At 74.6% G+C, this 26,304-nt stretch carries 20 protein-coding genes; 11 read left to right on the top strand and 9 right to left on the bottom strand.

Annotated features, from left to right (window positions below):
- Positions 1–26: 26 nt before the first annotated feature.
- Together upp and ACU610_RS16010 are read left to right on the top strand one after the other, a co-directional pair.
- Positions 27–650, top strand: a complete 624-nt coding sequence (gene upp, locus ACU610_RS16015; protein ID WP_446768700.1) for a uracil phosphoribosyltransferase — start codon at positions 27–29, stop codon at positions 648–650.
- A 2-nt stretch (positions 651–652) separates the two neighbouring features.
- The gene (locus ACU610_RS16010) at positions 653–1,543 is read left to right on the top strand and encodes a Gfo/Idh/MocA family protein (RefSeq protein WP_446768699.1); all 891 of its coding nucleotides are present in this window, start codon (positions 653–655) and stop codon (positions 1,541–1,543) included.
- 174 nt (positions 1,544–1,717) lie between these two features.
- Here ACU610_RS16010 and ACU610_RS16005 read toward each other — a convergent pair whose 3' ends face one another.
- The 7 genes from ACU610_RS16005 to ACU610_RS15975 form a co-directional block, all read right to left on the bottom strand.
- Positions 1,718–2,209 (bottom strand): hypothetical protein, encoded by a 492-nt coding sequence (locus ACU610_RS16005; RefSeq protein WP_446768698.1) that lies wholly within the window; start codon positions 2,207–2,209, stop codon positions 1,718–1,720.
- 416 nt (positions 2,210–2,625) lie between these two features.
- Entirely contained in the window at positions 2,626–3,213 is a 588-nt protein-coding gene (locus ACU610_RS16000; RefSeq protein ID WP_446768697.1) for a DUF6318 family protein, read from the bottom strand.
- Between the two features lie 158 nt (positions 3,214–3,371).
- Positions 3,372–4,073: a haloacid dehalogenase type II gene (locus tag ACU610_RS15995; RefSeq protein ID WP_446768696.1), complete on the bottom strand. Its 702-nt coding sequence runs from the start codon at positions 4,071–4,073 to the stop codon at positions 3,372–3,374.
- The gene (locus ACU610_RS15990; protein ID WP_446768695.1) at positions 4,070–6,133 is read right to left on the bottom strand and encodes an acyltransferase family protein; all 2,064 of its coding nucleotides are present in this window, start codon (positions 6,131–6,133) and stop codon (positions 4,070–4,072) included. The genes ACU610_RS15995 and ACU610_RS15990 overlap by 4 nt, the downstream gene beginning before the upstream one ends.
- Positions 6,134–6,188: 55 nt before the next feature.
- Positions 6,189–7,814 carry a phospho-sugar mutase gene (locus tag ACU610_RS15985; RefSeq protein ID WP_446768694.1) on the bottom strand — a complete coding sequence of 542 codons (1,626 nt, stop codon included), beginning with the start codon at positions 7,812–7,814 and terminating at the stop codon, positions 6,189–6,191.
- A gap of 73 nt (positions 7,815–7,887) precedes the next feature.
- Positions 7,888–8,712 (bottom strand): NAD-dependent epimerase/dehydratase family protein, encoded by an 825-nt coding sequence (locus ACU610_RS15980; protein WP_446768693.1) that lies wholly within the window; start codon positions 8,710–8,712, stop codon positions 7,888–7,890.
- A gap of 37 nt (positions 8,713–8,749) precedes the next feature.
- Positions 8,750–9,559 (bottom strand): purine-nucleoside phosphorylase, encoded by an 810-nt coding sequence (locus ACU610_RS15975; RefSeq protein WP_446768692.1) that lies wholly within the window; start codon positions 9,557–9,559, stop codon positions 8,750–8,752.
- A 130-nt stretch (positions 9,560–9,689) separates the two neighbouring features.
- On the opposite strand from ACU610_RS15975, the gene ACU610_RS15970 reads away from it, so the two are divergent.
- From ACU610_RS15970 to ACU610_RS15940, 7 genes are all read left to right on the top strand, one after another.
- Positions 9,690–11,210, top strand: a complete 1,521-nt coding sequence (locus ACU610_RS15970) for a hypothetical protein (RefSeq protein ID WP_446768691.1) — start codon at positions 9,690–9,692, stop codon at positions 11,208–11,210.
- A 10-nt stretch (positions 11,211–11,220) separates the two neighbouring features.
- A complete protein-coding gene (locus tag ACU610_RS15965; RefSeq protein WP_446768690.1) occupies positions 11,221–12,426 on the top strand; it encodes a glutamate--cysteine ligase in 1,206 nt (401 codons plus the stop codon).
- Positions 12,423–13,670, top strand: a complete 1,248-nt coding sequence (locus ACU610_RS15960) for an amidohydrolase (protein ID WP_446768689.1) — start codon at positions 12,423–12,425, stop codon at positions 13,668–13,670. Before ACU610_RS15965 ends, ACU610_RS15960 begins: the two co-directional genes overlap by 4 nt.
- A 117-nt stretch (positions 13,671–13,787) precedes the next feature.
- A complete protein-coding gene (locus tag ACU610_RS15955; RefSeq protein WP_446768688.1) occupies positions 13,788–15,659 on the top strand; it encodes a methylmalonyl-CoA mutase family protein in 1,872 nt (623 codons plus the stop codon).
- Positions 15,656–17,866 (top strand): methylmalonyl-CoA mutase, encoded by a 2,211-nt coding sequence (gene scpA, locus ACU610_RS15950; protein WP_446768687.1) that lies wholly within the window; start codon positions 15,656–15,658, stop codon positions 17,864–17,866. The genes ACU610_RS15955 and scpA overlap by 4 nt, the downstream gene beginning before the upstream one ends.
- 151 nt (positions 17,867–18,017) lie before the next feature.
- Entirely contained in the window at positions 18,018–19,007 is a 990-nt protein-coding gene (gene meaB, locus ACU610_RS15945) for a methylmalonyl Co-A mutase-associated GTPase MeaB (protein WP_446768686.1), read from the top strand.
- An 89-nt stretch (positions 19,008–19,096) separates the two neighbouring features.
- Positions 19,097–20,152: an alpha/beta fold hydrolase gene (locus ACU610_RS15940; protein WP_446768685.1), complete on the top strand. Its 1,056-nt coding sequence runs from the start codon at positions 19,097–19,099 to the stop codon at positions 20,150–20,152.
- A gap of 22 nt (positions 20,153–20,174) precedes the next feature.
- Here ACU610_RS15940 and ACU610_RS15935 read toward each other — a convergent pair whose 3' ends face one another.
- The gene (locus ACU610_RS15935) at positions 20,175–20,648 is read right to left on the bottom strand and encodes a gamma-glutamylcyclotransferase family protein (protein ID WP_446768684.1); all 474 of its coding nucleotides are present in this window, start codon (positions 20,646–20,648) and stop codon (positions 20,175–20,177) included.
- Positions 20,649–20,764: 116 nt separating this feature from the next.
- Here ACU610_RS15935 and ACU610_RS15930 point away from each other — a divergent pair, with 116 nt between their 5' ends.
- Both ACU610_RS15930 and ACU610_RS15925 read left to right on the top strand, forming a co-directional pair.
- Positions 20,765–22,168 carry an NAD(P)H-quinone dehydrogenase gene (locus ACU610_RS15930; protein WP_446768683.1) on the top strand — a complete coding sequence of 468 codons (1,404 nt, stop codon included), beginning with the start codon at positions 20,765–20,767 and terminating at the stop codon, positions 22,166–22,168.
- Between the two features lie 296 nt (positions 22,169–22,464).
- Positions 22,465–24,219, top strand: a complete 1,755-nt coding sequence (locus ACU610_RS15925; protein ID WP_446768682.1) for a reprolysin-like metallopeptidase — start codon at positions 22,465–22,467, stop codon at positions 24,217–24,219.
- A 281-nt stretch (positions 24,220–24,500) separates the two neighbouring features.
- On the opposite strand, the gene ACU610_RS15920 is transcribed toward ACU610_RS15925, so the two are convergent.
- Positions 24,501–26,264, bottom strand: a complete 1,764-nt coding sequence (locus tag ACU610_RS15920) for an acetyl/propionyl/methylcrotonyl-CoA carboxylase subunit alpha (RefSeq protein ID WP_446768681.1) — start codon at positions 26,262–26,264, stop codon at positions 24,501–24,503.
- Positions 26,265–26,304 lie beyond the last annotated feature (40 nt).

Raw genomic sequence — 26,304 nt, 5'->3', positions numbered from 1 at the left:
TCCACCGGGCCGCTACCGTGTCGCGCGTGCAGCTCACCGTCGTCGACCACCCGCTGGCCCGTGCCCGCCTGACCCGCATGCGGGACGAGCGGACCGACAACGCGGCGTTCCGCGCCGCCCTGGCGGAGCTGACGCAGATGCTGGTCTACGAGGCCACCCGGGACCTGCCCGTGGCCGAGGAGCCGATCACCACGCCGGTCACCGACACCACCGGCTACCGGCTGGCCGCGCCGCCACTGATCGTGCCGGTGCTGCGGGCCGGGCTCGGGATGGCCGACACCGCGCACGGGATGCTGCCGGAGTCGCAGATGGGCTTCGTCGGCCTCGCCCGCAACGAGGTGACCTTCCAGCCCGAGGCGTACATGGCCTCGCTGCCGGAGTCGCTGGTCGACCGGGAGGTCTTCGTCCTCGACCCGATGCTGGCCACCGGCGGGTCGCTGGTGCACTGCTGCGGGCTGCTGACCGAGCGCGGCGCCACCTCGATCACCGTGCTGTGCGCGCTGGCCGCCCCGGAGGGCCTGCGCCGGCTCGAGGGGAGCGGGCTGCCGCTGCGGGTCTTCACCGCCTCGGTCGACGAGGGGCTCAACGACAAGGCCTACATCGTCCCGGGCCTCGGGGACGCCGGCGACCGTCAGTTCGGGGCGGTCTGACCATGCGCTTCGGGGTGCTCGGCACCGGTCACTGGGCGCGGACGGTCCACGCGGCCGCCCTGGCGGAGCACCCGACCGCCGAGCTGGTGGGCGTCTGGGGGCGCGACCTGTCCAAGGCCGAGGCGGTCGGCGCGGAGTTCGACGTCCCCGGGTTCTCGGACCTGGCGGCGCTGCTCGACCAGGTCGACGCCGTGGCGGTCGCCGTCCCGCCGTCGGTGCAGGTCGGGCTGGTCGAGCAGGCCGCGGCGGCCGGGAAGCACCTGCTGCTGGAGAAGCCCATCGGGCTCTCGCTGGACGAGGCCGACCGGGTGGTCGCCGCGGTGCGCTCCGCAGGGGTCGCGTCCGTCGTGTTCTTCACCTTCCGCTTCCAGGCCGGGACGTCGTCCTGGATGGCCCAGGCCGCCCGCACGCGGCTCGCCGGTGGTGCCGGCTCGTGGCTGAGCGCGCTGGCCGGCAGCCCCTTCGACTCGGCCTGGCGCCGCGAGCACGGCGCGCTGTGGGACATCGGCCCGCACGCGCTCTCCCTGCTGCTGCCCACGCTGGGACCCGTGGTGTCCGTGCAGGCCGGGGCCGGGGCGGGGGACACCGTGCACCTGGTGCTGCAGCACGCCACGCCCGGCGTCGCCTCGACGCTGACGCTCTCGCACACCGTGGCTCCGATGTCGACGGGCGTCGAGTTCTTCGTGCACGGGGACGCCGGCCGGCTGGTGCTGCTGCCGGACACCGAGAGCCCGGTCGAGTCGTTCTCCGTGGCGGTCGACGAGCTGGCGGCGACCGTGCTGACCGGCGGGACGCACCCGTGCGACGTCGGCTTCGCGCGCGACGTCGTCGCGGTGCTGGCGACCGCCGCCCGCGCGCTGCGGTCCGGGTGCCGGGAGTCGGTCCCGGCCTGACCCCCTGGGCGGGGCACTGCCGGGGGCGCATTGCCGGCGTTCCTCGCGGGTTGCCGCCGTTGCAGCACCGGCAGTGCACGAGCAACCCCGGCAATGGCCGCACTGTCGCGCCGTTCCTCACGCCTCCGCGCTGCTGCAACGGCGCGGGAGCGGGCGGAACAGCGCGACAGTGGCTCAGTCGAACGGGTTGGTCAGCACGGGGCTGGCCTGCAGGACGGTGAAGGTGGCCGGCGGGCCGTCGGTGGTCGTGGTGCCGGGGACGTCGGCCGTCGCCCCGCCGTCGACGCTGAAGGTGCCGCTCCAGGTGGTGGTCAGCGAGGCGGTGTAGGTGCCGCTGCGGTAGTCGTGGCTGATCGTGTGGTCGGGGTAGGGGGCACCGGGGTCGGTGGTCTGCAGGACGGTGCCGTCGCCGGTGTCCCAGGTGAAGGCGCTCGCGGTGGCGACGATGTCGACGGTGAAGCCGCGGATGTCGACGGTGAAGGTCTGGGTGGTCGGGCCGTCGGTGTAGAAGACGACCGGCAGGCCGGCCAGAGCGTTGCCCGGCGGCTGCTGCTGGGTGGGCAGGTCGGGCAGCGGCAGGGTCTGGAAGTAGCGGTAGACCTCGCCCGGGGACGGCGGCGGGTTCAGCGCCGTGATGTCGACGCAACCGCGACCGAGTGGAATCAAAGGACCCACTGGAGTACCAGGTGTCGCTCCGACGGGATCAAAGCCGTCGACGGTGGTGCCATTAACGAGTACAAGTCGCTGTCTCTGAATAACCATTACCTGTGCCACACGGTCCGGAGCCGTGGCGCAGACTGCGTCGTCATCCGGTCGACATTGGCCGCCGGCAGCTGTGTCTAACTGGCATGGAGTTGAGAGGTGATAGGTCCACGGATGATCAACCGGTGCGCTGTTGGTCGCGATCCACTCCGCACTGGGACCTTCGGCAACGTAGCTAGCGGTCAAGGCCCCTGGTGCAAGACCGACCTCAGGTTCATCGCAAGAGATGCGGCACGGCTCGCCATGGGCAACCTCGGGGAGTGAACTTGCACCGAAGAAAATACCAGTGGCCACAGCCAAGACCGTCACGCGCGCCCACATTAAAGATCCAGTTGTGTCGCGCGCCAGCAACTGCTTAGTTCAATCCATTGTAGGGCGGCACTGCCTAGGCCGTCCTCCGAACCTGCGAAGGTCAGACCAGGGACTGGGGCGCCATCTGCATCGACGAGGGTGAGGGGTTCCAGGTTGAACCTGAACGCCACCTCGGCAGTTGAGTTGCTGATTAGAGGTTTACCAACCTGGTGAAGCGTCAATTTACCGCCGTCGTAGCGGTATCCCGATGCTGCATCGCTCTCGTAATCGCTAGCAATGCGATCACACTCCGCGCAGCCATTGCTGAACTCGCGCAGAGGAGCGGCGTCCATGACGGTGGATGTCCGGTTGATGAGGTCGATGTAGTACCGGACGAAGGCCTCGGCGCCGGCAGCGTCCTGGGTGCGGGCTTCGGCGGGCATCGGGAGGTCGGGCGGGCCGAGGGGTGGTAGCTCGGGCTCCGACGTGCTGGGTGAGGCGTCCGCCTCGGGCAGGGTGTCGTTGGCCTCCCGCTCCGAGCAACCGCTCAGTGCCACCGCGCCGGCCGCGAGGCCCGCCACGAGTCGCAGGGTCCAGCGCCGTGTCACGTCGTCCACCCCCGTGTCGATCACCGATCGGCCGGGAGACTACGGACCGCCGCAGCCCCGGGCACGCGCCACTGTGGACAACCACCCGAACGCATTGCCGGGGTTCCTCGCGGGTTGCCGGCGCTGGAGCACCGGCAACCCGCGAGGAACGCCGGCAACGGCCGGTCTCAGGCGCCCAGCGCCTCGGCCAGCTCCTCGAACGAGGCCACCGACAGATCCGCCTCGGGGTCCGAACCAGGCGGCACGACGCGCCCGCCGAACTCGTCGGGCCGGTGCACGTACGCCGTCCGCAGCCCGCGCGCTCGCGCCGCGGTCAGGTCGTCGAGGTGCGCGGCCACCATGACCACCGACGACGGCGGTACCGCGAGCAGCTGCGGCGCGGAGTCGTAGACCTCCGGGTCGGGCTTGTAGTGGCGCACGATCTCGGCCCCGAGCACGCAGTCCCACGGCAGCCCGGACCGCCGGGCGAGGTCCACCTGCAGCGCCACGTTGCCGTTGGACAGCGGCGCCAGCACGAACTCCCGCCGCAGCCGCCCCAACCCCGGCAGCACGTCCGGCCACGGGTCCAGCCGGTGCCAGGCGAGCACCAGCTCGTCCCGCGCCTCCGCTGGGACGTCGCCCAGCCCGGAGGAGGCCAGGACGTCGTCCAACGAGGAGCGGTGCAGCGCGTCGAGCGGCGTCCACGGCAGGTCGCCGGAGCGCACCCGCTCCATCGACGGCGCGTACCGCTCGCGCCAGTCGTCGGCCAGGGCGGTCGCGTCCACCCCCGGGCCCAGGAGCCGGGACACCTCGCGGGCGACGCCGCCGCGCCAGTCGACCACCGTCCCGAAGACGTCGAAGACCAGCGCCCGGACCTCCACGGCGGTCACCAGCCCGTCCGCGCCAGGAACTCGTCCTCCATCAGCGACCGCACCGTGTGCATGTAGGTCCCGGTGACGTGCCCGTCGTCCCGGTACACCCAGACGTTGCCGACAAGCGGCGGGCACAGGTCGTCGGTGCAGAAGTAGGAGCTGGTGTCCATCAGGCTCACCCCCGGTGGCAGCACGTCCTCCGCCGTCTCGAGCAACCCGTCTGCGTACACCCACGAGCGTGGCGTGCCGCACCGGTCGGCGTCAGCCCACTGGGCCACGCAGTCGGGCACGTCCTGCAGGTGCCGGGGGCTGTCCCGCATCGCGATCACCGGCAGCCCGGCATCCGAGAGCTGCTGCCACGCCTCGAGGAACCCCTGGGGCAGAATCTCCGCCTCGGTCCCGTAGGCCGTCCGGGTCCCCACCGTGACCACGAGGTCGGGCTCCAGGGAGGTGATGCGCTCGATCAGCCGCGACTGCCAGGCCACGCACCCCTCGTACCCGGGCGTGCCCTCCTCGAAGAACTCTGACTGCGTCGAGAGGCTGCAGCCGGCGCGGATGAGCGAGACCAGCTGCCAGGAGTGCCGTTCCGCGAGGTCGCCGAGCGGGGCCAGCCAGTGGGCGGCGTGGGAGTCCCCCACGACGACGATCCTCCGTTCGCGGTCGTCCGACCCGAGGACGCAGATCTCCGTCTGCGTCGGCACGGCGTCGGGCGGGTCGTCCTCCACGGTGCACCGGCCACCGGTCATGAAGGGGTGGTCGTCCCGGATCACCGACAGGGACGGCAGCGGCTCCACCGCCGGGATCCCACCGGTGGCCGGGATGTGGGAGGAGAGGGCCACAGCGCCCGGGTACGCCGGGTCGTCGGCCGCCGCCGCGACGCGGGCGGCCTCGCGGTCGAGCCAGACGGTGGTCACCGTGCCCAGGACCAGCAGCGGCGCCATCCCGGCCGCCACCAGGCCCAGCGCGCGGGCGGGCCGCCGGCTCCGGAGCAGCTGGGACGCGGGCTGTTCGACCAGGCGGTGCGTGGCCTCGGCCAGGACGAGGGAGAGCAGGACGACCGCGGTCGCGCCCTCGACCGAGGGCGACTCCCGCCCGGTGTGCACGAGGTACAGCACCAGGACCGGCCAGTGCCACAGGTAGAGGGCGTAGGACCGGGCTCCCAGCCACCGCAGCGGCTGCAGCCCCAGCAGCCGGTGCACGCCGTGGCGCCCGCCGGAGTCGGCCACGACCAGCAGGACGAGCGCGCACGCCACCGGCCAGGCGGCCTGCCAGCCGGGGAACGTCTGCGCGCCGTCGAGCACCGCCCCGCAGGCGACGAGCGCGACGACCGCGCCCCAACCCAGCAGCACGCCGGTCCGCCGTCCGGGCCGGACCCCGGCGAGCACGAGGGCCACCAGGGCGCCGGCGCCGAGCTCCCACAGCCGGGGCAGCGTGGAGAAGTACGCCACCTGCTGGTCGGCCCGCGTCATTCCCACCGACCACGCGAAGGACGCCGCGGTGACCGCCGCGACGGCCAGGACGACGGCGGGACGGGCGAGCCGGCGCCGCGGACCGCGCAGGAGCAGCGCCCCCGCGGCCACCACCACGGGTGCCGCCAGCAACACCTGGACCTGGATCGACAGCGACCAGAACTGCTGCATCGGGCTGGCGATGGCGTGGTTCGCCGCGTAGTCGACCGACTCGGCCACCAGGTGGTGGTTCTCGGTGAACGTCGCCGAGGCGAACAGGTGCCCGGCGAGCTCCCGCCACCGCGTCTCCGGCAGGACGAGAGCGCTGGCGACCACCGTGCCGGCCAGGACGAGCACGGCCGGGGGGACCAGGCGGGACAGGGTCCGCGTGACCGACGTCAGGGGGCGGACGCGGCCGCTCCGCGCGATCTGGCCCAGGAGGCTGTGGACGAGGAAGAACCCGCTGAGGGCCAGGAAGACGTCGACGCCGCCGGACACCCGGCCGGTCCCGACGTGGTAGCCCACGACCAGGGCGACGGCCAGGGCGCGCAGCCCGTCGATCTCCGGACGGCGCGCGGCACGCGGGCGGTGAGGGGCGGACGTCGTGGTGTGGTCAAGCAGGAGGGACATGACCGTCACTCATCGTAGAGGGCAGTTCATCCCAGGGTAGGGGCGTCGGGCGGTCTCAGAGCCCGAGAGTGGTGGACATCTCCGCGCGCAGCCGGTCGAGTTCCTCGGCCCCCCGGACGCGGGCGGCGGTGATCCCGGCGTCTCCGTGCACCGGCATGACCGTCTCCAGGTACGCCTTGAGCTTGGGCTCCGTGCCGCTGGGCCGCACGATGACCCGCACCCCGTCGCCGAGCAGCCGGACGGCGTCCACCGCGGGCGTCTCGTCGAGCAGGTCGGAGGCGGTCACCTCGCGGCCCAGCAGCCGGGACGGCGGTGCCGACCGCAGCCGCGCCATCATCGCGCCGATCCGGGAGAGGTCCTCGACCCGCACCGACAGCTGGCCGGTCGCGAACAGCCCGTGCTCGAGGGCCAGCTCGTCCAGCCGGTCGGTCAGCGTGCGGCCTGACGCCTTCAGCTCGGCGGCCAGCAGCGCGACGGCGGCTGCTGCGGACATGCCGTCCTTGTCGCGCACCACCTCCGGCGCGACCGCGTAGCCCAGCGCCTCCTCGTAGCCGAAGACCAGCGGCTCGTCGTCCGATCCGGCGCGGACGATCCACTTGAACCCGGTCGGCGTCTCGGCGAACCGGACGCCGTGCGCCTCGGCCAGCGTGTGCAGCAGCGAGCCGCTGACCAGCGACGCCGCGTACGTGCCGCGCACGCCGCGGCGCAGCAGCCAGTCGCCCAGCAGCCCGCCCACCTCGTCGCCGGTCAGCTGGCGCCCGCCGCAGACCACCGAGCAGCGGTCGGCGTCGGGGTCCTCGGCGATCGCCACATCGGCGCCCACCCGGTCCGCCAGCGCGGTCAGCAGGTCGACCGCGCCCGGCTCCTCGGGGTTGGGGAAGGTGACGGTCGGGAACGCCGGATCGGGCTCCTCCTGCTCGGGCACGCTCACCGGCGGGGCGAACCCGGCGGCGGCGAAGACCGACCGCGTCGTGGCGGCACCGACGCCGTGCATCGCGGTGTAGGCCACGGTGAGCGCCGCCCGGTCGGCGGCCGGCACCCGGTCGGGCTCGAGCGCGCGCACGACCGCGGCCACGTAGTCGGCCTCGACGTCGTCCCCGAGGGTCAGCCAGTCGTCGGACGTCGGCACCTCGCGCGCCGGGCCGACGGCGGCGATCGCGGCCTCGATCTCCCGGTCGGCCGGCGGCACCAGCTGCGCGCCGTCGCCGAGGTAGACCTTGTAGCCGTTGTCGTCGGGCGGGTTGTGGCTGGCGGTGACCATCACCCCGGCCACGCACCCCAGGTGCCGGACGGCGAAGGAGAGCACCGGCGTCGGCAGCGGCCGTGGCAGCACCTGCACGGCGAACCCCGCGCCGGCCAGCACCGCGGCGGAGACCCGGGCGAACTCGTCGGACCGCCGCCGCGCGTCGAAGCCGATCACCACGCTGCCGCCCGCGTGCCCGGCATCGGCCAGCCAGCGGCCCAGGCCCGCGGCCGCACGGGTGACCACCGCGGCGTTCATCCCGGCCGGCCCGGCGCGCAGCGGGCCGCGCAACCCGGCGGTGCCGAAGGTCAGCGGCCCGGCGAAGCGGCGCTCCAGCTCCGTCCGGTTCTCCGCCTCGATGAGCGCCTCGATCTCCTCGCGGTCGCCGTCGTGCGGGTCGGCGTCGGCCCACGCACGGGCGGTCTCGAGCAAGCTCACAGATGCTCCTCGCTGGCGCTCGTCGGAGCCGTGGCCCCGGCTGCTGCACCCTCGCGTGACCTCGCACGCTCGGTCACGTGTGCTCCTCGAAGTGCTCGGCGTCGAAGTCCGCCGTCGTGTACTCGCCGCCGACGCGGCCGTGCACCGGGTCCGCGAGATCGGGCTCGCCGTGCACCGCGATCAGTGCCTCCGCGTACGGCTCGGCGTCGTCGGCCGGCTCGTAGCCCAGCGCCCGGGCGGCGGTGAGGTCCCACCAGTTGCGGGTGTTGGCCGAGACGCCCCACACCACGGCGAACCCGGGGGAGGGCGCCCGCAGCGCGGCGTCGACCAGGCCGACCTGGTCGCGGGGGGACAGCCAGGTGGACAGCTGGCGGGTCGTCGTCGGCTCGGGGTAGGCGCTGCCGATCCGCAGGCACACGACGTCCAGGCCGTACCGGTCGGCGTACAGCGAGCCGAGCGCCTCCATGGCGACCTTGGACACCCCGTAGAAGGTGTCCGGCCGCGCGAGGCCGTCGTCCTCCCGGAGGAGACCGGACTCCGGCCGCGGGGTGAAGCCGGTGGCGTGGTTGCTGGACGCCAGCACCACCCGGGGGACGCCGGCCCGCCGCGCCGCCTCCAGCACGCACTGGGTGCCCGCGATGTTGGCGTGCGAGACCGCCGCCCACGTCGACTCGCCGGGGATCCCGGCCAGGTGGACGACGGCGGAGGTGCCGGAGACGGCCTCGGCCATCGCGGCCGGGTCGGTGACGTCGGCGACGACGTGCTCCTCGCCGGGCCGGGGCTCGTCGATCGGCACGACGTCCAGCGAGCGCAGCGCCCAGCCGCGCTCGGGCAGCCCGCCGCGCAGCACCGTGCCGATCCGCCCGGCCGCGCCGGTGAGCAGCACCGTCCCGCTCACCGGCGCCACCCCGCGGCCATCCCCGCGGAGACGGCCGTCACGGCAGCCGACCGATGAACTGCACCAGGAGCTCGCCCAGCCGGCCGGCCGCCGCCTTGCCCGCGGCGAGCACCTCCTCGTGGTCGAGCTTCTCGCCGGTGATGCCGGCCGCGGCGTTGGTGACCATCGACAGCCCCAGCACCTCGAGCCCCGCGGCCCGGGCCGCGATCGCCTCGAGCGCCGTCGACATGCCCACCAGGTCCGCGCCGAGCGTGCGCAGCATCCGGATCTCGGCCGGCGTCTCGTAGTGCGGCCCCGGCAGCGCCGCGTAGACGCCCTCGGTCAGCGACGGGTCCAGCTCCCGGGCCAGCGACCGCAGCCGCGCCGAGTACAGGTCGGTGAGGTCGACGAAGGTGGCGCCGACCAGCGGGGAGCGGGCGGTGAGGTTGAGGTGGTCGCTGATGAGCACCGCCTGGCCGACCCGGTGCTCGGGGGCCAGCCCGCCGGCGGCGTTGGTGAGGACGACGGTGCGCACACCCGCGGCGGCCGCGGTCCGGACGCCGTGCACGACCGGCTCGACGCCCCGGCCCTCGTACAGGTGGGTGCGGCCGAGGAAGAGCAGCACCCTGCGGTCGCCCACGCGCACCGAGCGGACCTCACCGCCGTGACCCACCGCGGTCGGGGCGGCGAAGCCGGGCAGCTCGCCGATGGCGACGCTGCCCTCGACGGTGCCGAAGGCGTCGGCGGCCGGCGCCCAGCCCGACCCCATGACGACGGCCACCTCGTGACCGCTGCCGAGCGCGCTGGTCAGGTCGTCGGCCGCGCGGGCGGCCAGGGCGGCGGGGGCGGTGGCGGGGGGTGCACTCACGCGGGAACGCTAGCCCAGCGCTCGGACGCCGACCCAGCGCTCGTGGCGGTGACGGGGCACACGTGCCCCAGCTGTCCCGCTGCGGGCGTGTCCGCTGGAGGCGGGCGGGCGGCAGGCCGAGTGTGTCGGGGTGCAGCGCATCGACATCGACGGCGTCCCCGTCTTCACCGGCGACGGCCCGGCACGGACCACCGCCGCCCTCGTCTTCGGGGTCGGGCTCCGCGACGAGACGTTCGCGACCATCGAGGTCACCCACCTCGTCGAGCACCTCGCGATGGGGGCGCTGCCCAAGTCGCACCTGCGGTGCAACGCGGTGACCGACGTCGACACGACGACCTTCCACGCGACCGGCCGTCCGGAGGCCGTGGGCGCGTTCCTCGAGGGCATCTGCCGGGCGCTGGCCGACCTGCCGACCGAGCGGATGGACCTCGAGGTCGGCGTCCTGCAGGCGGAGAACTGCTCCACGGCGCACTCCACCCTCGGCGCGCTGTGGGCCGCCCGCTTCGGTCTGACCGGCCCCGGACTGGCCGTCGCCGACGGACCGGGCCCGGAGTACCTCACCGAGGAGACCGTGCGGGCGCACGCCCGCCGCTGGTTCGTCCGCGGCAACGCGGCGCTGTGGTGCGCCGGGCCGCTGCCCGCCGGACTGCGGCTGCCGTTGCCGGCCGGCCCCCGTCCCCAGCGCCCCGCCCCGGCGCCGCGGCCGCAGACCGGGCCGGTGTGGACCAAGGGCCACGGCGCCGGCGTCGGCCTGCTGCTGTCCGCGGGCGGCGCGGGCGACCCCGCACTGACCATCGGCGTCGAGGTGCTCAAGGAGCGCCTGCGGGACACCGCCCGCCTCGCCCGCGGCCTGAGCTACTCCGTCGACTCGCTGGCCCTCGACATCACGGCGGACCGGCGCGAGGTCGCCGTCGTCCTGGACGCCCGGGACGGGCAGGAGGCGGCCGTCGCCGGCCTGCTCTGGCAGGCCTACACGGAGCTGTGCGCGTCCGGCCCGACCGCCGCGGAGCTCGCGCACGCGGTGGCCGGTTTCGAGGAGGAGCTGGACGCCGACGAGCGCGCCGTCGTGGAGTCCGAGCTCGCCGACGCCGCCTACTGCGCGGTGAGCGGCCTGCCGTTCCGCCCGGTGCAGGACGTGCTGGCGGCCTGGCGGACGACGTCCGGCGAGCGGGTGGCGGCGGCGCTGCAGGGCACCCGGCCGACGGCGATCCTGTACGTGCCCGAGGCGGTCGACTACGCCGGTCCGGGCGCGCCCGTCGAGCGCCGCTCCGTGTGCAACCTGCAGACCGAGCTGCCGGTGGGGGAGACCTTCCGGCCCTCGCCGCTGGCCCGGCTGTTCTCCCGGGAGAGCCGGGTCGCCCTCGTCGTCGGCGAGCGCGAGCTGGCCCACCGCGACAGCGACGGCGACGTCCACAGCATCCCGTGGGAGCTGGTCGAGGCCGCGCTGCCGACCCAGGACGGCCGGGCCGTCTTCGTCGTCGGGCGCAACCTGTGCAGCGCCGTCGTGGACGAGGAGCGGTTCGGACGGCGCGCGCTCGCGGCGGTGCAGGCGCGGGTGCCCGCCGCCCGCTGGCTCCCGCGCCCCGCGCCGCCGGGAGACGACCTGGTGGGAGCCGCTGCCCCGGCAGCCGGGACGGCCGCTCGTCCCTAGACTCCCGAGGATGGAGATCCCGTTCCGGTCCTCCGAGCGAGCCAGCCTCGGCGTCGAGTGGGAGCTGCAGCTCGTCGACCTGCAGACGCGGCAGCTGACCGCCGGAGCCGTCGAGATCCTCCACGAGATCCGCCCCGAGGGCGCCGAGGAGCACCCCAAGGCCAAGCACGAGCTGCTGCAGTCGACCATCGAGATCATCACCGGCGTCTGCAGCACGGTCGCCCAGGCCAAGGCCGACCTCGCCGGCACCCTCGCCGAGGTGCAGGCCGCCGCCGAGCGCCGGGGGCTGGGGGTGATGTGCGCCGGCACCCACCCGATCACCGACTGGCAGACGCAGGAGATCTCGCCCAAGGAGCGCTACCTGCAGCTGGTCGAGAAGATGCAGTGGCTGGCCCGCCGGCTGCAGATCTTCGGGGTCCACGTGCACGTCGGCGTCCGTGCTCCGGAGAAGGCGATCCCCATCGTCAACGCGCTCACCCAGTACGTGCCGCACTTCCTGGCGCTCTCGGCGTCCTCCCCGTTCTGGGTCGGCTGCGACACCGGGCTGGCCTCGGCCCGCTCGAAGGTCTTCGAGGGCATGCCGACCGCCGGCCTGCCCTACCAGCTGTCGGGCTGGGACCGTTTCGAGGAGTACATGGAGACGCTGATCTCCACGCACGCCATCGAGAGCGTCCGCGAGGTGTGGTGGGACATCCGCCCGCACCCGGACTTCGGCACCGTCGAGCTGCGCATCTGCGACGGGCTGCCCACCCTCGACGAGGTCGGCGCGGTCGCGGCGCTCTCGCAGTGCCTGGTCGAGCAGTTCGACACCCAGCTCGACCGCGGCTACACCCTGCCGGTGCCGGCCTCCTGGGTGCTGCAGGAGAACAAGTGGCGGGCCGCCCGCTACGGGCTGGACGCCGACATCGTCGTCGACGAGAAGGGCACCGTGCAGCCGGTCCGCCAGGCGATCACCGACCTGGTCGAGGAGCTCGAGCCCACCGCCCGCCGGCTGGGCTGCGAGGCCGAGCTGGCCGACGTCGAGCGCGTCCTGGCCGTCGGCGCGTCCTACCAGCGGCAGCGCGCGGTCGCCGCGGCGCACGACGGCGACCTGACCGCCGTCGTCGACAGCCTGCTGGCCGAGCTGCGGGACGGCCTGCCCACGAGTGGACCCGCCGGCCTCCCACCCGGGCCGGTGCCCGGCCCGGCCCAGTGCGCCGGGGGCCACACCGCATGACCCAGTTCCCGGAGGAGCTGGGGAAGGCGGTCGACGACTGGGTGGCCGAACGACACCAGCAACTCGTCTCCGTGCGGCGGCACCTGCACGCCCACCCCGAGCTGTCCTACGCCGAGTTCCAGACGACGTCCTTCCTCGAGCAGCGGCTGCGCAACGCCGCCCTGGATCCCAAGACGCTGCCGTCGGGCACCGGGCTGGTCGTCGAGGTGGGGTCCGGGGACCCGACCGTGGTGCTGCGCGCCGACATCGACGCGCTGCCGCTGGCCGACCTCAAGGACGTCCCCTACGCCTCCACCCGCGAGAACGCCTGCCACGCCTGCGGCCACGACGTGCACACCACCGTCCTGCTCGGCGCCGCACTGGCCCTGCACTCCCTCGACGGCCTGCCCGGGACCGTGCGCTGCGTCTTCCAGCCGGCCGAGGAGACGGTGCCCGGCGGGGCGACGGGAGTGGTGGCCGCGGGCGTGCTGGACGGCGCCTCGCGCGCCTTCGCCCTGCACTGCGACCCCTCCCTCCCGGCCGGCACCATCGGCCTGCGCACCGGCGCCATCACCGCCGCCTGCGACCGGATGGACGTCACCCTCACCGGTCCCGGCGGGCACACCGCGCGCCCGCAGCTGACCGTCGACCTGGTGGACGCGCTCGGCCGGCTGATCACCGACCTGCCGGCGCTGCTGTCCCGGCAGGTCGACCCGCGCGCGGGCATGTCCCTGGTGTGGGGCTCGGTCAACGCCGGGGTCGCGGCGAACGCCATCCCGCAGCGCGGCCACCTTCGCGGCACGGTGCGCGTGCTGGACCGGGACACCTGGCAGGACGCGGAGATGCTGCTGCGCTCGCTGGTGGAGCGGGTCGCCGCCACCACCGGCGCCGACGTGGAGGTGGACTACGTGCGGGGGGTGCCGCCGGTGGTCAACGACCCGCGGGCGGTGGCGCTGCTGCGTTCGGCGGCGCTGGAGACGGTCGGCAACGACGGGCTGCGGCTGTCCCCGCAGAGCATGGGTGGTGAGGACTTCGGCTGGTTCGCCGACGTCCTGCCCATCGCCCTGGCGCGGCTGGGCACCCACGGTGGCGGCGCGCCGCTGGACCTGCACCGAGGCACCTTCGACGTCGACGAGAGCGCGATATCCGTCGGCGTGCGGCTGATGGCCCGTACCGCCCTGCACGCGCTGGCCGCCGACGCAGGGGCCCCGCCGCCCGGGCCGAAACCGCACCCCAGCGGTTCCGGTCCGGGTGGGCGACGGTAGACACTGACGCGGATCGACCGACGATGCCGGGAGCCCGAGCGTGAGCGAGCGTGCGAGCGGACCCAGAACGCAGCCGTTCGAACGAAGGCGGGCGACGAGCGCCACCGAGGAGGCCTCGTGAGTTCCAGCGATCAGCAGACGACAGCACCAGCCGACGCCGAGGTGCCGGCCGAGCACGAGGTCCCCGACGAGCTGCGGCTCGCCGCCGGGTTCTCGGCCGCGACCCGGGAGGCCTGGCGGGAGCTGGTCGCCGGGGTGCTGCGCAAGGCCGGGCGCGAGGACCTGCCCGACCCGGTCGAGGACGCGCTGCGGGTGCCGGTGGCCATTGGGGTCAGCGTGGCCCCGCTCTACACCGCCGAGGACGCCGGCGACCTGCCCACCGCGGTCGGCGTCCCGGGCCTCGCCCCCTTCGTGCGGGGCGCCCGCCCCGGCTCGCCCGGCGACGTGCCCGGCGGCTGGGACGTCCGCCAGCGGCACGCCCACCCCGACGTGGCGCTGACGAAGGAGGCGATCGCCGCCGACCTGGAGAACGGTGTCACCTCCCTGTGGCTGGAGCTCGGCGAGGGGGCGGTCCCGGTCGACGCGCTCGGCGACGTCCTGGCCGACGTCTACCTCGACCTCGCGCCGGTGTCGGTCTCCGGTGGGCTCCCGGCCGCCGAGGCCCTGCTCGCCCACGTCGCCGGCCGCACCGACCTCGCGCCCGGCGGCTCGCTGGGCCTGGACCCGCTCGGCGTGCAGGCGGCCTCGGGGGAGGAGCAGGACCTCACCGGGCTGGCCGACGTCGCCCGCCGGGCGCCCGCCGGCTGGCGCGCCGTCGTCGTCGACGCCACGGTCTTCCACGACGCCGGCGCCTCCGCCGTCGAGGAGCTGGGCTGCTCGCTGGCCGCCGGCGTGGCCTACCTGCGGGCGCTGACCGGCGGCGGGCTCTCGACCGACGAGGCCTTCGCCGCGATCGAGTTCCGCTACGCGGCCAGCGCCGACCAGTTCACGACGATCGCCGGGCTGCGCGCCGCCCGCCGGCTGTGGGACCGGGTCGGTGAGGTCAGCGGCGCCTCGCCCGACGTCCGCGGCCAGCGGCAGCACGCCGTCACCTCCTCGGTGATGACCACCAAGCGCGACCCGTGGGTCAACATGCTGCGGACGACGGTCGCCTGCTTCGCCGCCGGCGTGGGCGGGGCCGACGTCGTCACGGTGCAGCCCTTCGACGCCGCGCTCGGCCTGCCGGACGCCTTCTCGCGACGGATCGCCCGCAACACCCAGAACCTGCTGGTCGAGGAGGGGCACCTCGCTCGCGTGCTCGACCCGGCCGGTGGCTCCTGGTACGTCGAGGCGCTCACCGACGCCCTGGCCGAGGCCGCCTGGAGCTGGTTCACCGAGATCGAGCGGGCCGGCGGGCTGGCCGCCGCCCTCGGCTCGGGCCTGGTCCGCGACCGGATCGCCGCCGCGTGGGACACCCGCGCCGAGCGGCTGGCGCACCGCACCGACGCCATCACCGGCGTCAGCGTGTTCCCCAACCTCGCCGAGAAGCTCCCCGAGCGGCAGCCCGCCGCGGACCTGCACCCGACCGGGGGGCTGCGGCGGGTGCGGGCGGCGCAGGCGTTCGAGGAGCTGCGCGACCGCGCCGACGCCGCCGGACAGCGTCCGCAGGTCTACCTCGCCACCATCGGCTCCATCGCCCGGCACACCGCGCGGGCCACCTTCGCCGGCAACCTGTTCCAGGCCGGGGGGGTGGCGACGCCGTCCGGCGACGGGGTCTCCGGCTTCGCCGACGCGGGCACGACGGTCGCCTGCATCTGCGGTACCGACAAGGACTACGCGGAGTCCGCGGCGCCACTCGCCGCGGAGCTGCGCGCCGCCGGGGCCACCGCGGTGTGGCTGGCCGGCAAGCCGTCGCTCGCCGTCGAGGGCGTCGACGGGTACGTGTACGCCGGGTGCGACGCGCTCGACGTCCTGCACCGAGTCCACGAGCAGCTGGGAGTGCCGGCATGAGCGCGATCCCCGACTTCAGCGGCGTCGACCTGGGCCGTCCGTCCGCGGGTGGATCGGTCGACGACTGGGCCAAGCGGTTCGAGGAGTCGACCGGCCGCAGTGTGGCCGACGCGAGCTGGGAGACGCCGGAGAGCATCGCCGTCGCGCCGCTGTACACCCCGGCCGACCTCGCCGGGCTGGACTTCCTGGAGACCTACCCCGGGCTCCCGCCGTACCTCCGCGGGCCCTACCCGACGATGTACACCACCCAGCCGTGGACCGTCCGGCAGTACGCCGGCTTCTCCACCGCGGCGGAGTCCAACGCCTTCTACCGGCGCAACCTCGCCGCCGGGCAGAAGGGGCTGTCGATCGCCTTCGACCTCGCCACCCACCGCGGCTACGACTCCGACCACCCGCGGGTGGTCGGCGACGTGGGCATGGCCGGCGTGGCGGTCGACTCGATCCTGGACATGCGGCAGCTGTTCGACGGCATCCCGCTGGACCGGATGACGGTCTCGATGACCATGAACGGCGCGGTGCTGCCGGTGCTGGCGCTCTACATCCTCGCCGCCGAGGAGCAGGGGGTCGCTCCGCAGCAGCTGGCCGGGACCATCCAGAACGACATCCTCAAGGAGTTCATGGTCCGCAACACCTACATCTACCCACCGAAGCCGTCGATGCAGATCGTCAGCGACATCTTCGCCTACACCTCCCAGGAGATGCCGCGGTTCAACTCGATCTCCATCTCCGGCTACCACATCCAGGAGGCCGGGGCGACCGCCGACCTGGAGCTGGCCTACACGCTGGCCGACGGGGTGGAGTACGTGAACGCCGGCAAGGACGCCGGGCTGGACGTCGACGCGTTCGCGCCCCGGCTGTCGTTCTTCTGGGCGATCGGCATGAACTTCTTCATGGAGGTCGCCAAGCTGAGGGCCGGCCGCCTGCTGTGGGCCCGGCTGATGAAGGAGGCCGGCGCGCAGAAGGACAAGTCGCTGTCCCTGCGCACCCACTCCCAGACCTCGGGCTGGTCGCTGACCGCGCAGGACGTCTTCAACAACGTCGTCCGCACCTGCCTGGAGGCGATGGCCGCCACCCAGGGGCACACCCAGTCGCTGCACACCAACGCCCTCGACGAGGCGCTGGCCCTGCCCAGCGACTTCTCCGCGCGGATCGCCCGCAACACCCAGCTGCTGCTGCAGCAGGAGTCGGGGACCACGCGGGTCATCGACCCGTGGGGCGGCTCGGCGTACGTGGAGCGGCTGACCTACGACCTGGCCCGCCGCGCGTGGGCGCACATCCAGGAGGTCGCCGAGCACGGCGGCATGGCCCAGGCCATCGACGACGGCATCCCCAAGCTGCGCATCGAGGAGGCCGCCGCGCGCACCCAGGCGCGCATCGACTCCGGCCGGCAGCCGGTCATCGGCGTGAACAAGTACCGGGTGGACGCCGACGAGGCGATCGAGGTGCTGCGGGTCGACAACGCCCAGGTGCTCGCTGAGCAGAAGGCCAAGCTCGAGGAGCTGCGCGCGTCCCGGGACGACGGCGCGGTGCGCGAGGCGCTGTCCCGGCTCACCGACGCCGCCCGCGCGGCCGCCGAGGGGCGGCGCGGGCGCGAGCTGGACGCCAACCTGCTCAAGCTCGCCGTCGACGCCGCGCGCGCCAAGGCCACCGTCGGGGAGATCTCCGACGCGCTGGAGGAGGTCTACGGGCGGCACGCGGGCCAGGTGCGCACCATCTCCGGTGTGTACCGAGACGAGGCCGGCGAGTCCGGCCCCCTGGAGGAGTGCCGCCGCCTGGCCGAGGCGTTCGAGGAGGCGGAGGGACGCCGTCCCCGCATCCTGGTCGCCAAGATGGGCCAGGACGGCCACGACCGCGGTCAGAAGGTCATCGCGACCGCGTTCGCCGACCTCGGCTTCGACGTCGACGTCGGCCCGCTGTTCCAGACCCCCGAGGAGGTCGCCCGGCAGGCGGTCGAGGCCGACGTGCACGTCGTCGGCGTCTCGTCGCTGGCTGCCGGGCACCTGACGCTGGTGCCGGCGCTCAAGCAGGCGCTGACCGACCTCGGGGCCGAGGACGTCGTCATCGTGGTCGGCGGGGTCATCCCGCCCGACGACGTGCCGACGCTCAAGGAGATGGGCGCGGCCGAGGTGTTCCTGCCCGGGACGGTGGTCGCCGAGGCGGCGCAGGGGCTGCTGCGGACGCTGTCCGAGCGTCTCGGGCACGGCTGAGCGGACAGGCGTGTGAGCATCGCAGCGAGCGACGGAGCCGACGGGGAGTGAGCATCGCAGCGAGCCCTGCGAGCGAGGAGCGGAGCGACCGCGGAGGCGACGTGGGTCAGAGCGGGCGAGGAGCGGGGCGCGCCGCGGGAGCGAACGAGTAATGGGCCGTCCCATCGACGTCCCGGCGCTGGTCGAGGGCGTGCTGGAGGGCGACCGGCGGGCGGTGGCGCGGGCGATCACGCTGGTGGAGTCGCACCGCGCCGACCACCGGGAACGCGCGCAGGAGCTGCTGGTCGAGCTGCTGCCGCACGCCGGGGCAGCGCGGCGGGTCGGCATCAGCGGCGTCCCCGGGGTGGGGAAGTCGACGTTCATCGACACCCTCGGCGTGACCCTCACGGCGGCCGGGTCGAGGGTGGCGGTGCTGGCCGTCGACCCGTCGTCCGCACGGTCCGGCGGGTCGATCCTCGGGGACAAGACCCGGATGGCGCGGCTGTCGGTGGACCCGCACGCGTTCATCCGGCCCTCGCCGACCTCTGGCACCCTCGGCGGGGTCGCGCAGGCCACGCGGGAGTCGATGGTCGTCGTCGAGGCGGCCGGCTACGACGTCGTCCTGGTGGAGACCGTCGGCGTGGGGCAGTCGGAGATCACCGTCGCCGAGATGGTCGACTCGTTCCTCTTCCTGACGCTGGCCCGCACCGGTGACCAGCTGCAGGGGATCAAGCGGGGCATCCTCGAGATCGCCGACGTGATCGCGGTGAACAAGGCCGACGGGCCCGGTGCGGCCGACGCGCGCAAGGCCGCCCGCGAGCTGGCCGGGGCGATCCGGATGCTGCGGGGCCGCGGGCAGGACTGGGACGTCCCGGTGCTCACCTGCGCCGGGCTGACCGGCGAGGGCCTCGACGAGGTGTGGGCCAAGCTGGTCGAGCACCAGGACCGGCGGAAGGCCTCCGGCGCGTTCGACGAGCGCCGGCGCACCCAGCAGGTGCGCTGGACCCGGCAGCTGGTGCGCGACGGCCTGGAGCACCGGCTGCGCGCGCACCCCGGGGTCCGGGCGGCCGCGCCGGAGCTGGAGAAGGCGGTGCTGGCCGGCGAGCTCACCCCGGCGCTGGCCGCGCAGCAGCTCCTGGAGACCTTCCTCCGCGACTCTTGAGCCCGGGGTGTGAGCCGAGTCACGAGACGCTAGCGTCCCGGAAGGGTCCGCGCCTGCGGCCCCAGCCCCGCTGCGAGACGAGGCCGGCCATGTCGATCGACAACCCGTACTACTCCGCTGCGGTCCACGGGGAGTTCGAGCTCGCCGACATCGGCGACCTCGTGCTGGAGGAGGGGCCCACCCTCCGCGGCTGTCAGCTCGCCTACCAGACCCTGGGCACGCTCAACGCGGCCAAGGACAACGCGGTGCTCATCCCCACCTGGTACTCGGGCAACCACTCGGTCATGCGGGACACCTACGTCGGGTCGGGCCGGGCGATCGACCCCGCGGAGCACTTCGTCGTCCTCGTCAACCAGATCGGCAGCGGGCTGGGCACCTCGCCGCACAACCTGGCGGGCCCCTACGGCCGGGGCCGCTTCCCGCGGGTGCGCATCGGGGACGACGTGGTCGCCCAGGAACGGCTGCTGCGCGAGGTGCTCGGCGTCGAGGAGCTGGCGCTGGTCTTCGGCGGGTCGATGGGCGCCCAGCAGACCTACGAGTGGGCGGTCCGGTTCCCCGACCGGGTCAAGCGGGCCGCGCCCCTGGCCGGCACCGCACGGATGTACCAGCACTGCGTCGTCTGGGCGCAGACGCTGGTCGACGCCCTCACCTCCGACCCCGGGTACGCCGGGGGCTGGTACCGCGAGCCCGCCGACGTCCGCGGCGGGCTGCAGCGGCACGCCGGGCTGTTCGCGCTGCACGTGCTGTCCAACGAGTTCTGGACCGGCGAGCACTGGCGGGCGCTGGGCTTCAGCTCGCCGGAGGACTTCGTGGTCGGCTTCCTGGAGGCCTACTTCCAGCCGATGGACGCCGGCGACCTGCTGGCCCAGGCGTGGAAGTGGCAGCACGGCGACGTCAGCCGGCACACGGACGGGGACCTCGCCGCCGCGCTGGGCCGGATCACCGCGAGGACGGTCGTCATGCCGATCAGCAGCGACAAGTTCTTCCTGCCCGAGGACTGCGCCCCGGAGCAGCAGCTCGTCCCCGACAGCGAGTTCCGGGTGATCGAGGACGTGCACGGCCACGCCTCGCTGTTCGGGCTGACGCCGACCTACCTCGAGCAGGTGGACGACGCGCTGCGCAAGCTGCTGGAGACGCCCGCCTGACGGCTCCCGCGGGGCCCCGCGGTCAGACGCCGGTGGAGCGGCACTCCCGGGACCGCAGCTCGGCGAGGTAGTCGTCCGGGGCGCCGGCGGCCTCGGCGGCGTCGGCGAGCGCGCCCAGGTACCGCGCGGAGGGCAGCCCGCCCTCGAAGGCGTCGAGCACGTAGACCCAGGCCACCTGGTCGCCGGTGAGCGTGTGCACCCGCAGGTGCAGCTTCCGGTAGAGGCCCTGGTCGGCGCCCTCCCAGGCGTCGAGCGCCCGCTCGTCGGCCTCGGTGAGGTCGTAGAGGGCGACGAAGACGCCCGGGGCGAGCGACTCGCCCGGCGTGGTGTCGTCGGGGACGAGGGTGGCCAGGGCTCCCTCCCAGCCGTACTCCTCGGCCCCGAAGGTCAGCCGCCAGCCCTTGATCCAGCCGGTGCCGGTGTGCGGGGAGGAGGGACAGCGCCGGAGCATCTGTGCGGGGTCCATGTTCGACCCGTAGGCGGCGTAGAGGCCCATCACAGGGCAGCCTACGACCGTGTGGCACGCCCCTCCGTGCGAGATGGACCACCTCGTCACCCGGAGCGGGGAGAATGGCGGGAGGACGTGTCCGCACCGCACCCCGAAGGACTCCCATGACCCGCATCGTGATCATCGGCGGTGGCCCCGCCGGCTACGAGGCCGCGCTGGTCGCCGCATCCCTCGGTGCGCAGGTCACCGTGGTGGAGCGCGACGGCGTCGGCGGGGCGAGCGTGCTCACCGACTGCGTCCCCTCCAAGACCTTCATCGCCTCGGCCGGCGCGATGACCAACGTGCGCGACTCGGCCGCGCTCGGTGTGCAGGGGTCCGAGCTGACCACCGTCGGCATCGACCTCCCCGCGGTCAACCAGCGGGTCAAGGGCCTGGCCGTGGCGCAGTCCGCCGACATCAGGGCCCGGCTGGTCGCCGAGGGCGTGCGCGTCGTCGCCGGGCAGGGCCGGCTCTGCGACGAGGTCCGCGGCCTGGTGGAGCACCGGGTCCAGGTGCTCGACGGCGAGGGGGAGGTCACCGAGACGTTCGAGTGCGACGTCGTCCTCATCGCCACCGGTGCCGACCCCCGCGTGCTGCCCGGCGCCGAGCCCGACCACGAGCGGATCCTCGACTGGCGCGACGTCTACGACATCCAGGAGATGCCCGAGCACCTGGTCGTCGTCGGCTCCGGCGTGACCGGTGCCGAGTTCGCCTCCGGCTACCTCGAGGCCGGCGTCCCCGTGACGCTGGTGTCCTCGCGCGACCGGGTGCTGCCCGGCGAGGACTCCGACGCCGCCGAGGTGCTCGAGGAGGTCTTCCAGTCCCGCGGCGGCCGGCTGGAGCGCGGCCGGGCCGCGGCGGTGCGGCGGACCGAGAAGGGGGTCGTCGTCGAGCTCACCGACGGGCGCACCGTCGACGGCTCGCACGCGCTGATGACCGTCGGCACCGTGCCCAACACCGCCGGGCTCAACCTGGAGCAGTGCGGGGTCGAGCTCGCGTCGTCCGGGCACGTCGTCGTCGACCGTGTCTCGCGCACGAGCGTGCCGGGCATCTACGCCGCGGGTGACGTCACCGGCGTGTTCCAGCTGGCGTCGGTCGCGGCGATGCAGGGCCGGATCGCCATGTGGCACGCCCTCGGCGAGGCGGTCACCCCGATCCGGCTCAAGACGGTCTCGGCGAACGTCTTCACCCACCCCGAGATCGCCACGGTGGGCGTGCAGGAGAAGACGCTGCCCGAGGGCGCCGACATCGACGTGGTCCGGCTGCCGCTGGCCACCAACGCGCGGGCCAAGATGGCCGACCTGCGCGACGGGTTCGTGAAGCTGTTCGCCCGGCAGGCGACCGGTGTCGTCGTCGGCGGTGTCGTCGTCGCCCCCGGGGCGTCGGAGCTCGTCCTGCCGATCGCCCTGGCGGTCACCAAGGGGCTGACGGTGAGCGACCTGGCGCACACCTTCGCGATCTACCCGTCGCTGTCCGGCTCGATCACCGAGGCCGGTCGGCGGCTGATGCGCGCCGACGCCCTCGCCTGAGAGAGGACCCCGTCCTCCCACCCTCCGGATCAGGCCCCCTGCTCCCCGTCGCTCGTCGAAGGAGCCCGTCCCTCTCACCACTCGCAGGCTCGGCAGAAGGGCCCCCTGCCCCCGCCACTCGCAGGCTCCGGCGGGTCCCTGCAGGAGGGCCTCCGGACCGGGCCGGCTGGGCGGGTGGGACCCGGCTGGCGGGACGCCGGGGTGCGGGGGAGTGCTGAGGCGGATGTGACGGCGGGTTCGGCTGGACCTCCGCCGTCCGGTGCCGACGCGCGCGCGGGCTGCCGAGGACAGGGGGGATGCGCCCCCACCGGAACACCCCCGTCCCTCGCCGCCGCCCGCTCCGGGCGCTGGCCGGTGCGGCGACCGCGCTGGCCCTCTCCCTGACGCTGCCGGCGACGGTGGCCCGGGCGGAGGAGGCCGCGCCGCTGGACACCGTCGTCGGCGAGATCGTGCAGGCCTGGCCCGAGGTCGAGCTGTCCGGGTCCGCCGCGGGGACCGAGCACGCCGAGGCCCCGCTGACCTGGGTCGAGAGCAGCACCGGGGAGGCCGTCCGCGTGCCGACCGAGGCGGTGGCCGGCCTGGCGGTCGGCTCCACCGTCGAGGTCACGGTGGGCGCCCACGTCCCCGACGCCGCCGGCCAGGAGGGCTTCGAGCCCGCCCGCGACGTGCTCGGCGCCCAGCTGCTGCAGGAGGCGCCCGAGGCGCGCGCCGCGCGGGTGGCCGGGCTGACCAACCAGGTCACCGTGGCGATGGTGGTCCCGGCCGGCGGGCAGCGGGACGGCGCGACGCTGGCCCAGCTCGTCGCCGCCGTCGACGGGCCGGTCGCGGACTTCTGGGCGGGCGAGACCGACGGCGCCGTCCGGCTGGGCGTGACCGACGCGCACGACTGGTTGCAGACCACGGCCGGGTGCGCCGACCCGACCGCCCTGTGGAACGAGGTGGCCGACCGCACCGGTTTCGTGCCCGGCCCCGGCCGGCACCTGGTCGTCCACGTCAGCAGCCGGCCGCGGGACCTGCCCGGCTGCGCCTACGCGCTGGGCCAGGTCGGGACCGGCACCGGCGCGGGCGGGCGCGTCTACGTCCGGGACGTGCTGCCCTCGGTCATCGCCCACGAGCTGGGCCACAACTTCGGCCTCGGGCACTCCTCGGGGCACCAGTGCGACGCCGCGATGGAGACCGGCACCTGCCGTACCGCTCCCTACCGCGACTACTACGACGTCATGGGTGCCTCCTGGGCCTCGGTCGGGTCGCTCAACGCGCCCCAGGCCGCGCAGCTGGGCGTGCTGCCCGCCTCGGCCCAGCTGCCGGTCGAGGCGGCCGGCCCGGCCACGACGGTCACCCTCGCCGCGCTGGGGTCGCGCGCCGGCACCCGCGCGGTGCGGCTGACCGATGCCGCGGGCAGCACCTACTGGCTGGAGCTGCGGGCCGCGGTCGGTCGCGACGCCTGGCTCGGCGCGGCCGGCAACCGCTTCGGCCTCGACGCCGGCGTCCTGCTGCACCGCACCGGCCGGATGCCCGACACCGCGCTGCTGCTCGACGGCAGCCCGTCGCCGGCCGCCGGGTGGGACGACGACCTGCGCGCCGCGCTGCCCGTCGGCGTGCCGGTGCCGGTCGCCGGTGGCGCCTTCACCGTCACCGTCGACGCCGTCACCGCCGCGGGGGCCACGCTGACCGTCGTCCCCGCCGCCGGTGCCGTCGTCCCGGTGGCCCCGCTGCCCGAGACCACCGCGCCGGAGGTGCTGGCCGCGGCGCCGGCCGCCGCCGCGCCGCCCGCCTCCATCCCGGGCGCCTCCACCCCGGCCACTGCCTCAGCCGCCGTCCCGGCCGAGGCGGTCGCGCCGGTGCCCGCCGCCCCGGTGCCCGCCGCCCCGGAGGCCCCGGCCGCTCCGGTCGTCGCCGGCGTGCAGCTGATCGAGCCGGTGCCGGCGGCGGTCCGGACCGCCGCGGGGGCGGACTGGGCGCCGCCGGTCGCGGCGGCCGCGGGCCTGGGGGTCCTGGTGCTCGCCGGCTGGGGTGTCACCCGCAAGCGGGGCGTGCGCGGCCGGGGCTGAACCCGGCCTCCGCGCCAGGCACGGCACGGTCGGGACGAGCGCCGGCCGAGGGGGGACCCCCTCCTCCCCACCGCTCGGAGGAGGACCCCGTCCCTCTCACCCCTCGCGAGCTCGGCAGGAGGACCCTCCTGCCCCCGCCACTCGCAGGCTCGCGGCGGGACCCTGCAGGAGGGGCCGCCGGACGGGGCCCCGGGGACCCGGGGGGCCTGAGCCACGGAACGGGGCCGACGAGGGGCCGCCACCGGTCCCCGGTGACGGGCCCTCGTCACGTGCAGGGCGGACTACCCCGCGTCGGAGATCGTGCAGATGACCGCACCGCTGGTCACCGTGGCGCCCACCTCGGCGGACAGGCCGCTGACCGTCCCGCTCTTGTGCGCGGTGATCGGCTGCTCCATCTTCATCGCCTCGAGGACGACGACCAGGTCGCCCTCGGCCACGGTGTCCCCGTCGGAGACGGCGACCTTGACGATGGTGCCCTGCATCGGGCTGGTCAGGGAGTCGCCGGAGGCGGCCGACCCGCCGTGCCCGCCGCCGCGCTTGCGGGGCTTGGGCCCGCCGGCCGCGGCCGGTGCGCCCGCGCCCCCGGCCGTGAGGCCCGCGGGCAGGGACACCTCGAGCCGGCGCCCGCCGACCTCGACGACGACGGTCTGCCGCTCCTCGGGCTCGTCGTGCTCGGCCGGGGCGGCGGAGTAGGGCGGGACCTGGTTGTCCCACTCGGTCTCGATCCACCGGGTGTGCACGCTGAACGGCTCGCTGGTGAACGCCTCGTCGCGCACCACGGCGCGGTGGAACGGGACGACCGTCGGCATGCCCTCGACGACCAGCTCGTCCAGCGCCCGGCGGGCCCGCTGCAGGGCCTCCTCGCGGGTGGCGCCGGTGACGATGAGCTTGGCCAGCATCGAGTCGAACGCGCCGGCCACCTCACCACCGGTCTCGACGCCGGAGTCCCAGCGCACGCCCGGGCCCTGCGGGATCTCCAGCCGGGTCACGGGGCCGGGAGCCGGCATGAAGTTGCGGCCGGCGTCCTCGGCGTTGATGCGGAACTCGATGCTGTGCCCGCGCGGGGTCGGGTCCTCGGTGATCGTCAGCGGCAGGCCGTCGGCGATGCGGAACTGCTGGCGGACCAGGTCGATGCCGCTGGTCTCCTCCGAGACCGGGTGCTCGACCTGCAGCCGGGTGTTGACCTCGAGGAAGGAGATGGAGCCGTCGACGCCGACGAGGTACTCCACGGTGCCGGCGCCGTGGTACCCGGCCTCCCGGCAGATCGCCTTGGCCGACTCGTGGATGCGTGCCCGCTGGTCGTCGGTCAGGAACGGCGCGGGGGCCTCCTCGACCAGCTTCTGGTTGCGCCGCTGCAGCGAGCAGTCGCGGGTGCCGACGACGACCACGTTGCCGTGGGTGTCGGCGAGGACCTGGGCCTCGACGTGCCGGGGCCGGTCGAGGAAGCGCTCGACGAAGCACTCCCCGCGGCCGAACGCCGACACGGCCTCGCGGACGGCGGAGTCGAACAGGTGGGGGATCTCCTCCACGGTGCGGGCCACCTTGAGCCCGCGCCCGCCGCCGCCGAACGCCGCCTTGATCGCGACCGGCAGGCCGTGCTCCTCGGCGAAGGCCACGACCTCGTCGGCGCCGCCGACCGGGTCCTTGGTGCCGGGCACCAGCGGCGCGCCGGCCTTCATGGCGATGTGCCGGGCCTGCACCTTGTCGCCGAGGGCGATGATCGACTCGGGGGAGGGGCCGATCCAGGTGAGCCCGGCGTCGAGCACCGCCTGGGCGAAGTCGGCGTTCTCCGAGAGGAAGCCGTAGCCGGGGTGGACCGCGTCCGCACCGGACCGCTTGGCGGCGTCCAGGACCTTGTCGATGACCAGGTAGGAGTCGCCGGGCGTCGTCCCCCCGAGGGCGAAGGCCTCGTCGGCCACGCGCACGTGCAGCGCGTCCCGGTCGGGCTCGGCGTAGACGGCCACGCTGGTCAGGCCGGCGTCCTTGCACGCGCGGGCGACGCGCACCGCGATCTCGCCGCGGTTGGCGATCAGGACCTTCTGCACCGGAGTCCTCCTTCGGACGACGACCGTTCGGACTCTAGCC

It is taken from the genome of Geodermatophilus sp. URMC 61 (assembly GCF_052931555.1).
The sequence above is the reverse complement of the archived record's forward strand: the minus strand, read 5'-3'. Positions and strand labels throughout refer to the sequence as shown.

What these genes read in the sequence shown, in the direction of transcription:
- ACU610_RS16010 (WP_446768699.1), top strand. Translation starts at nt 653, where the DNA reads ATGCGCTTCGGGGTGCTCGGCACCGGTCACTGGGCGCGGACGGTCCAC.
- ACU610_RS15990 (WP_446768695.1), bottom strand. Translation starts at nt 6,133, where the DNA reads ATGTCCCTCCTGCTTGACCACACCACGACGTCCGCCCCTCACCGCCCG.
- ACU610_RS15965 (WP_446768690.1), top strand. Translation starts at nt 11,221, where the DNA reads ATGGAGATCCCGTTCCGGTCCTCCGAGCGAGCCAGCCTCGGCGTCGAG.
- ACU610_RS15960 (WP_446768689.1), top strand. Translation starts at nt 12,423, where the DNA reads ATGACCCAGTTCCCGGAGGAGCTGGGGAAGGCGGTCGACGACTGGGTG.
- scpA (WP_446768687.1), top strand. Translation starts at nt 15,656, where the DNA reads ATGAGCGCGATCCCCGACTTCAGCGGCGTCGACCTGGGCCGTCCGTCC.
- meaB (WP_446768686.1), top strand. Translation starts at nt 18,018, where the DNA reads ATGGGCCGTCCCATCGACGTCCCGGCGCTGGTCGAGGGCGTGCTGGAG.
- ACU610_RS15940 (WP_446768685.1), top strand. Translation starts at nt 19,097, where the DNA reads ATGTCGATCGACAACCCGTACTACTCCGCTGCGGTCCACGGGGAGTTC.
- ACU610_RS15935 (WP_446768684.1), bottom strand. Translation starts at nt 20,648, where the DNA reads ATGGGCCTCTACGCCGCCTACGGGTCGAACATGGACCCCGCACAGATG.
- ACU610_RS15930 (WP_446768683.1), top strand. Translation starts at nt 20,765, where the DNA reads ATGACCCGCATCGTGATCATCGGCGGTGGCCCCGCCGGCTACGAGGCC.
- ACU610_RS15925 (WP_446768682.1), top strand. Translation starts at nt 22,465, where the DNA reads ATGCGCCCCCACCGGAACACCCCCGTCCCTCGCCGCCGCCCGCTCCGG.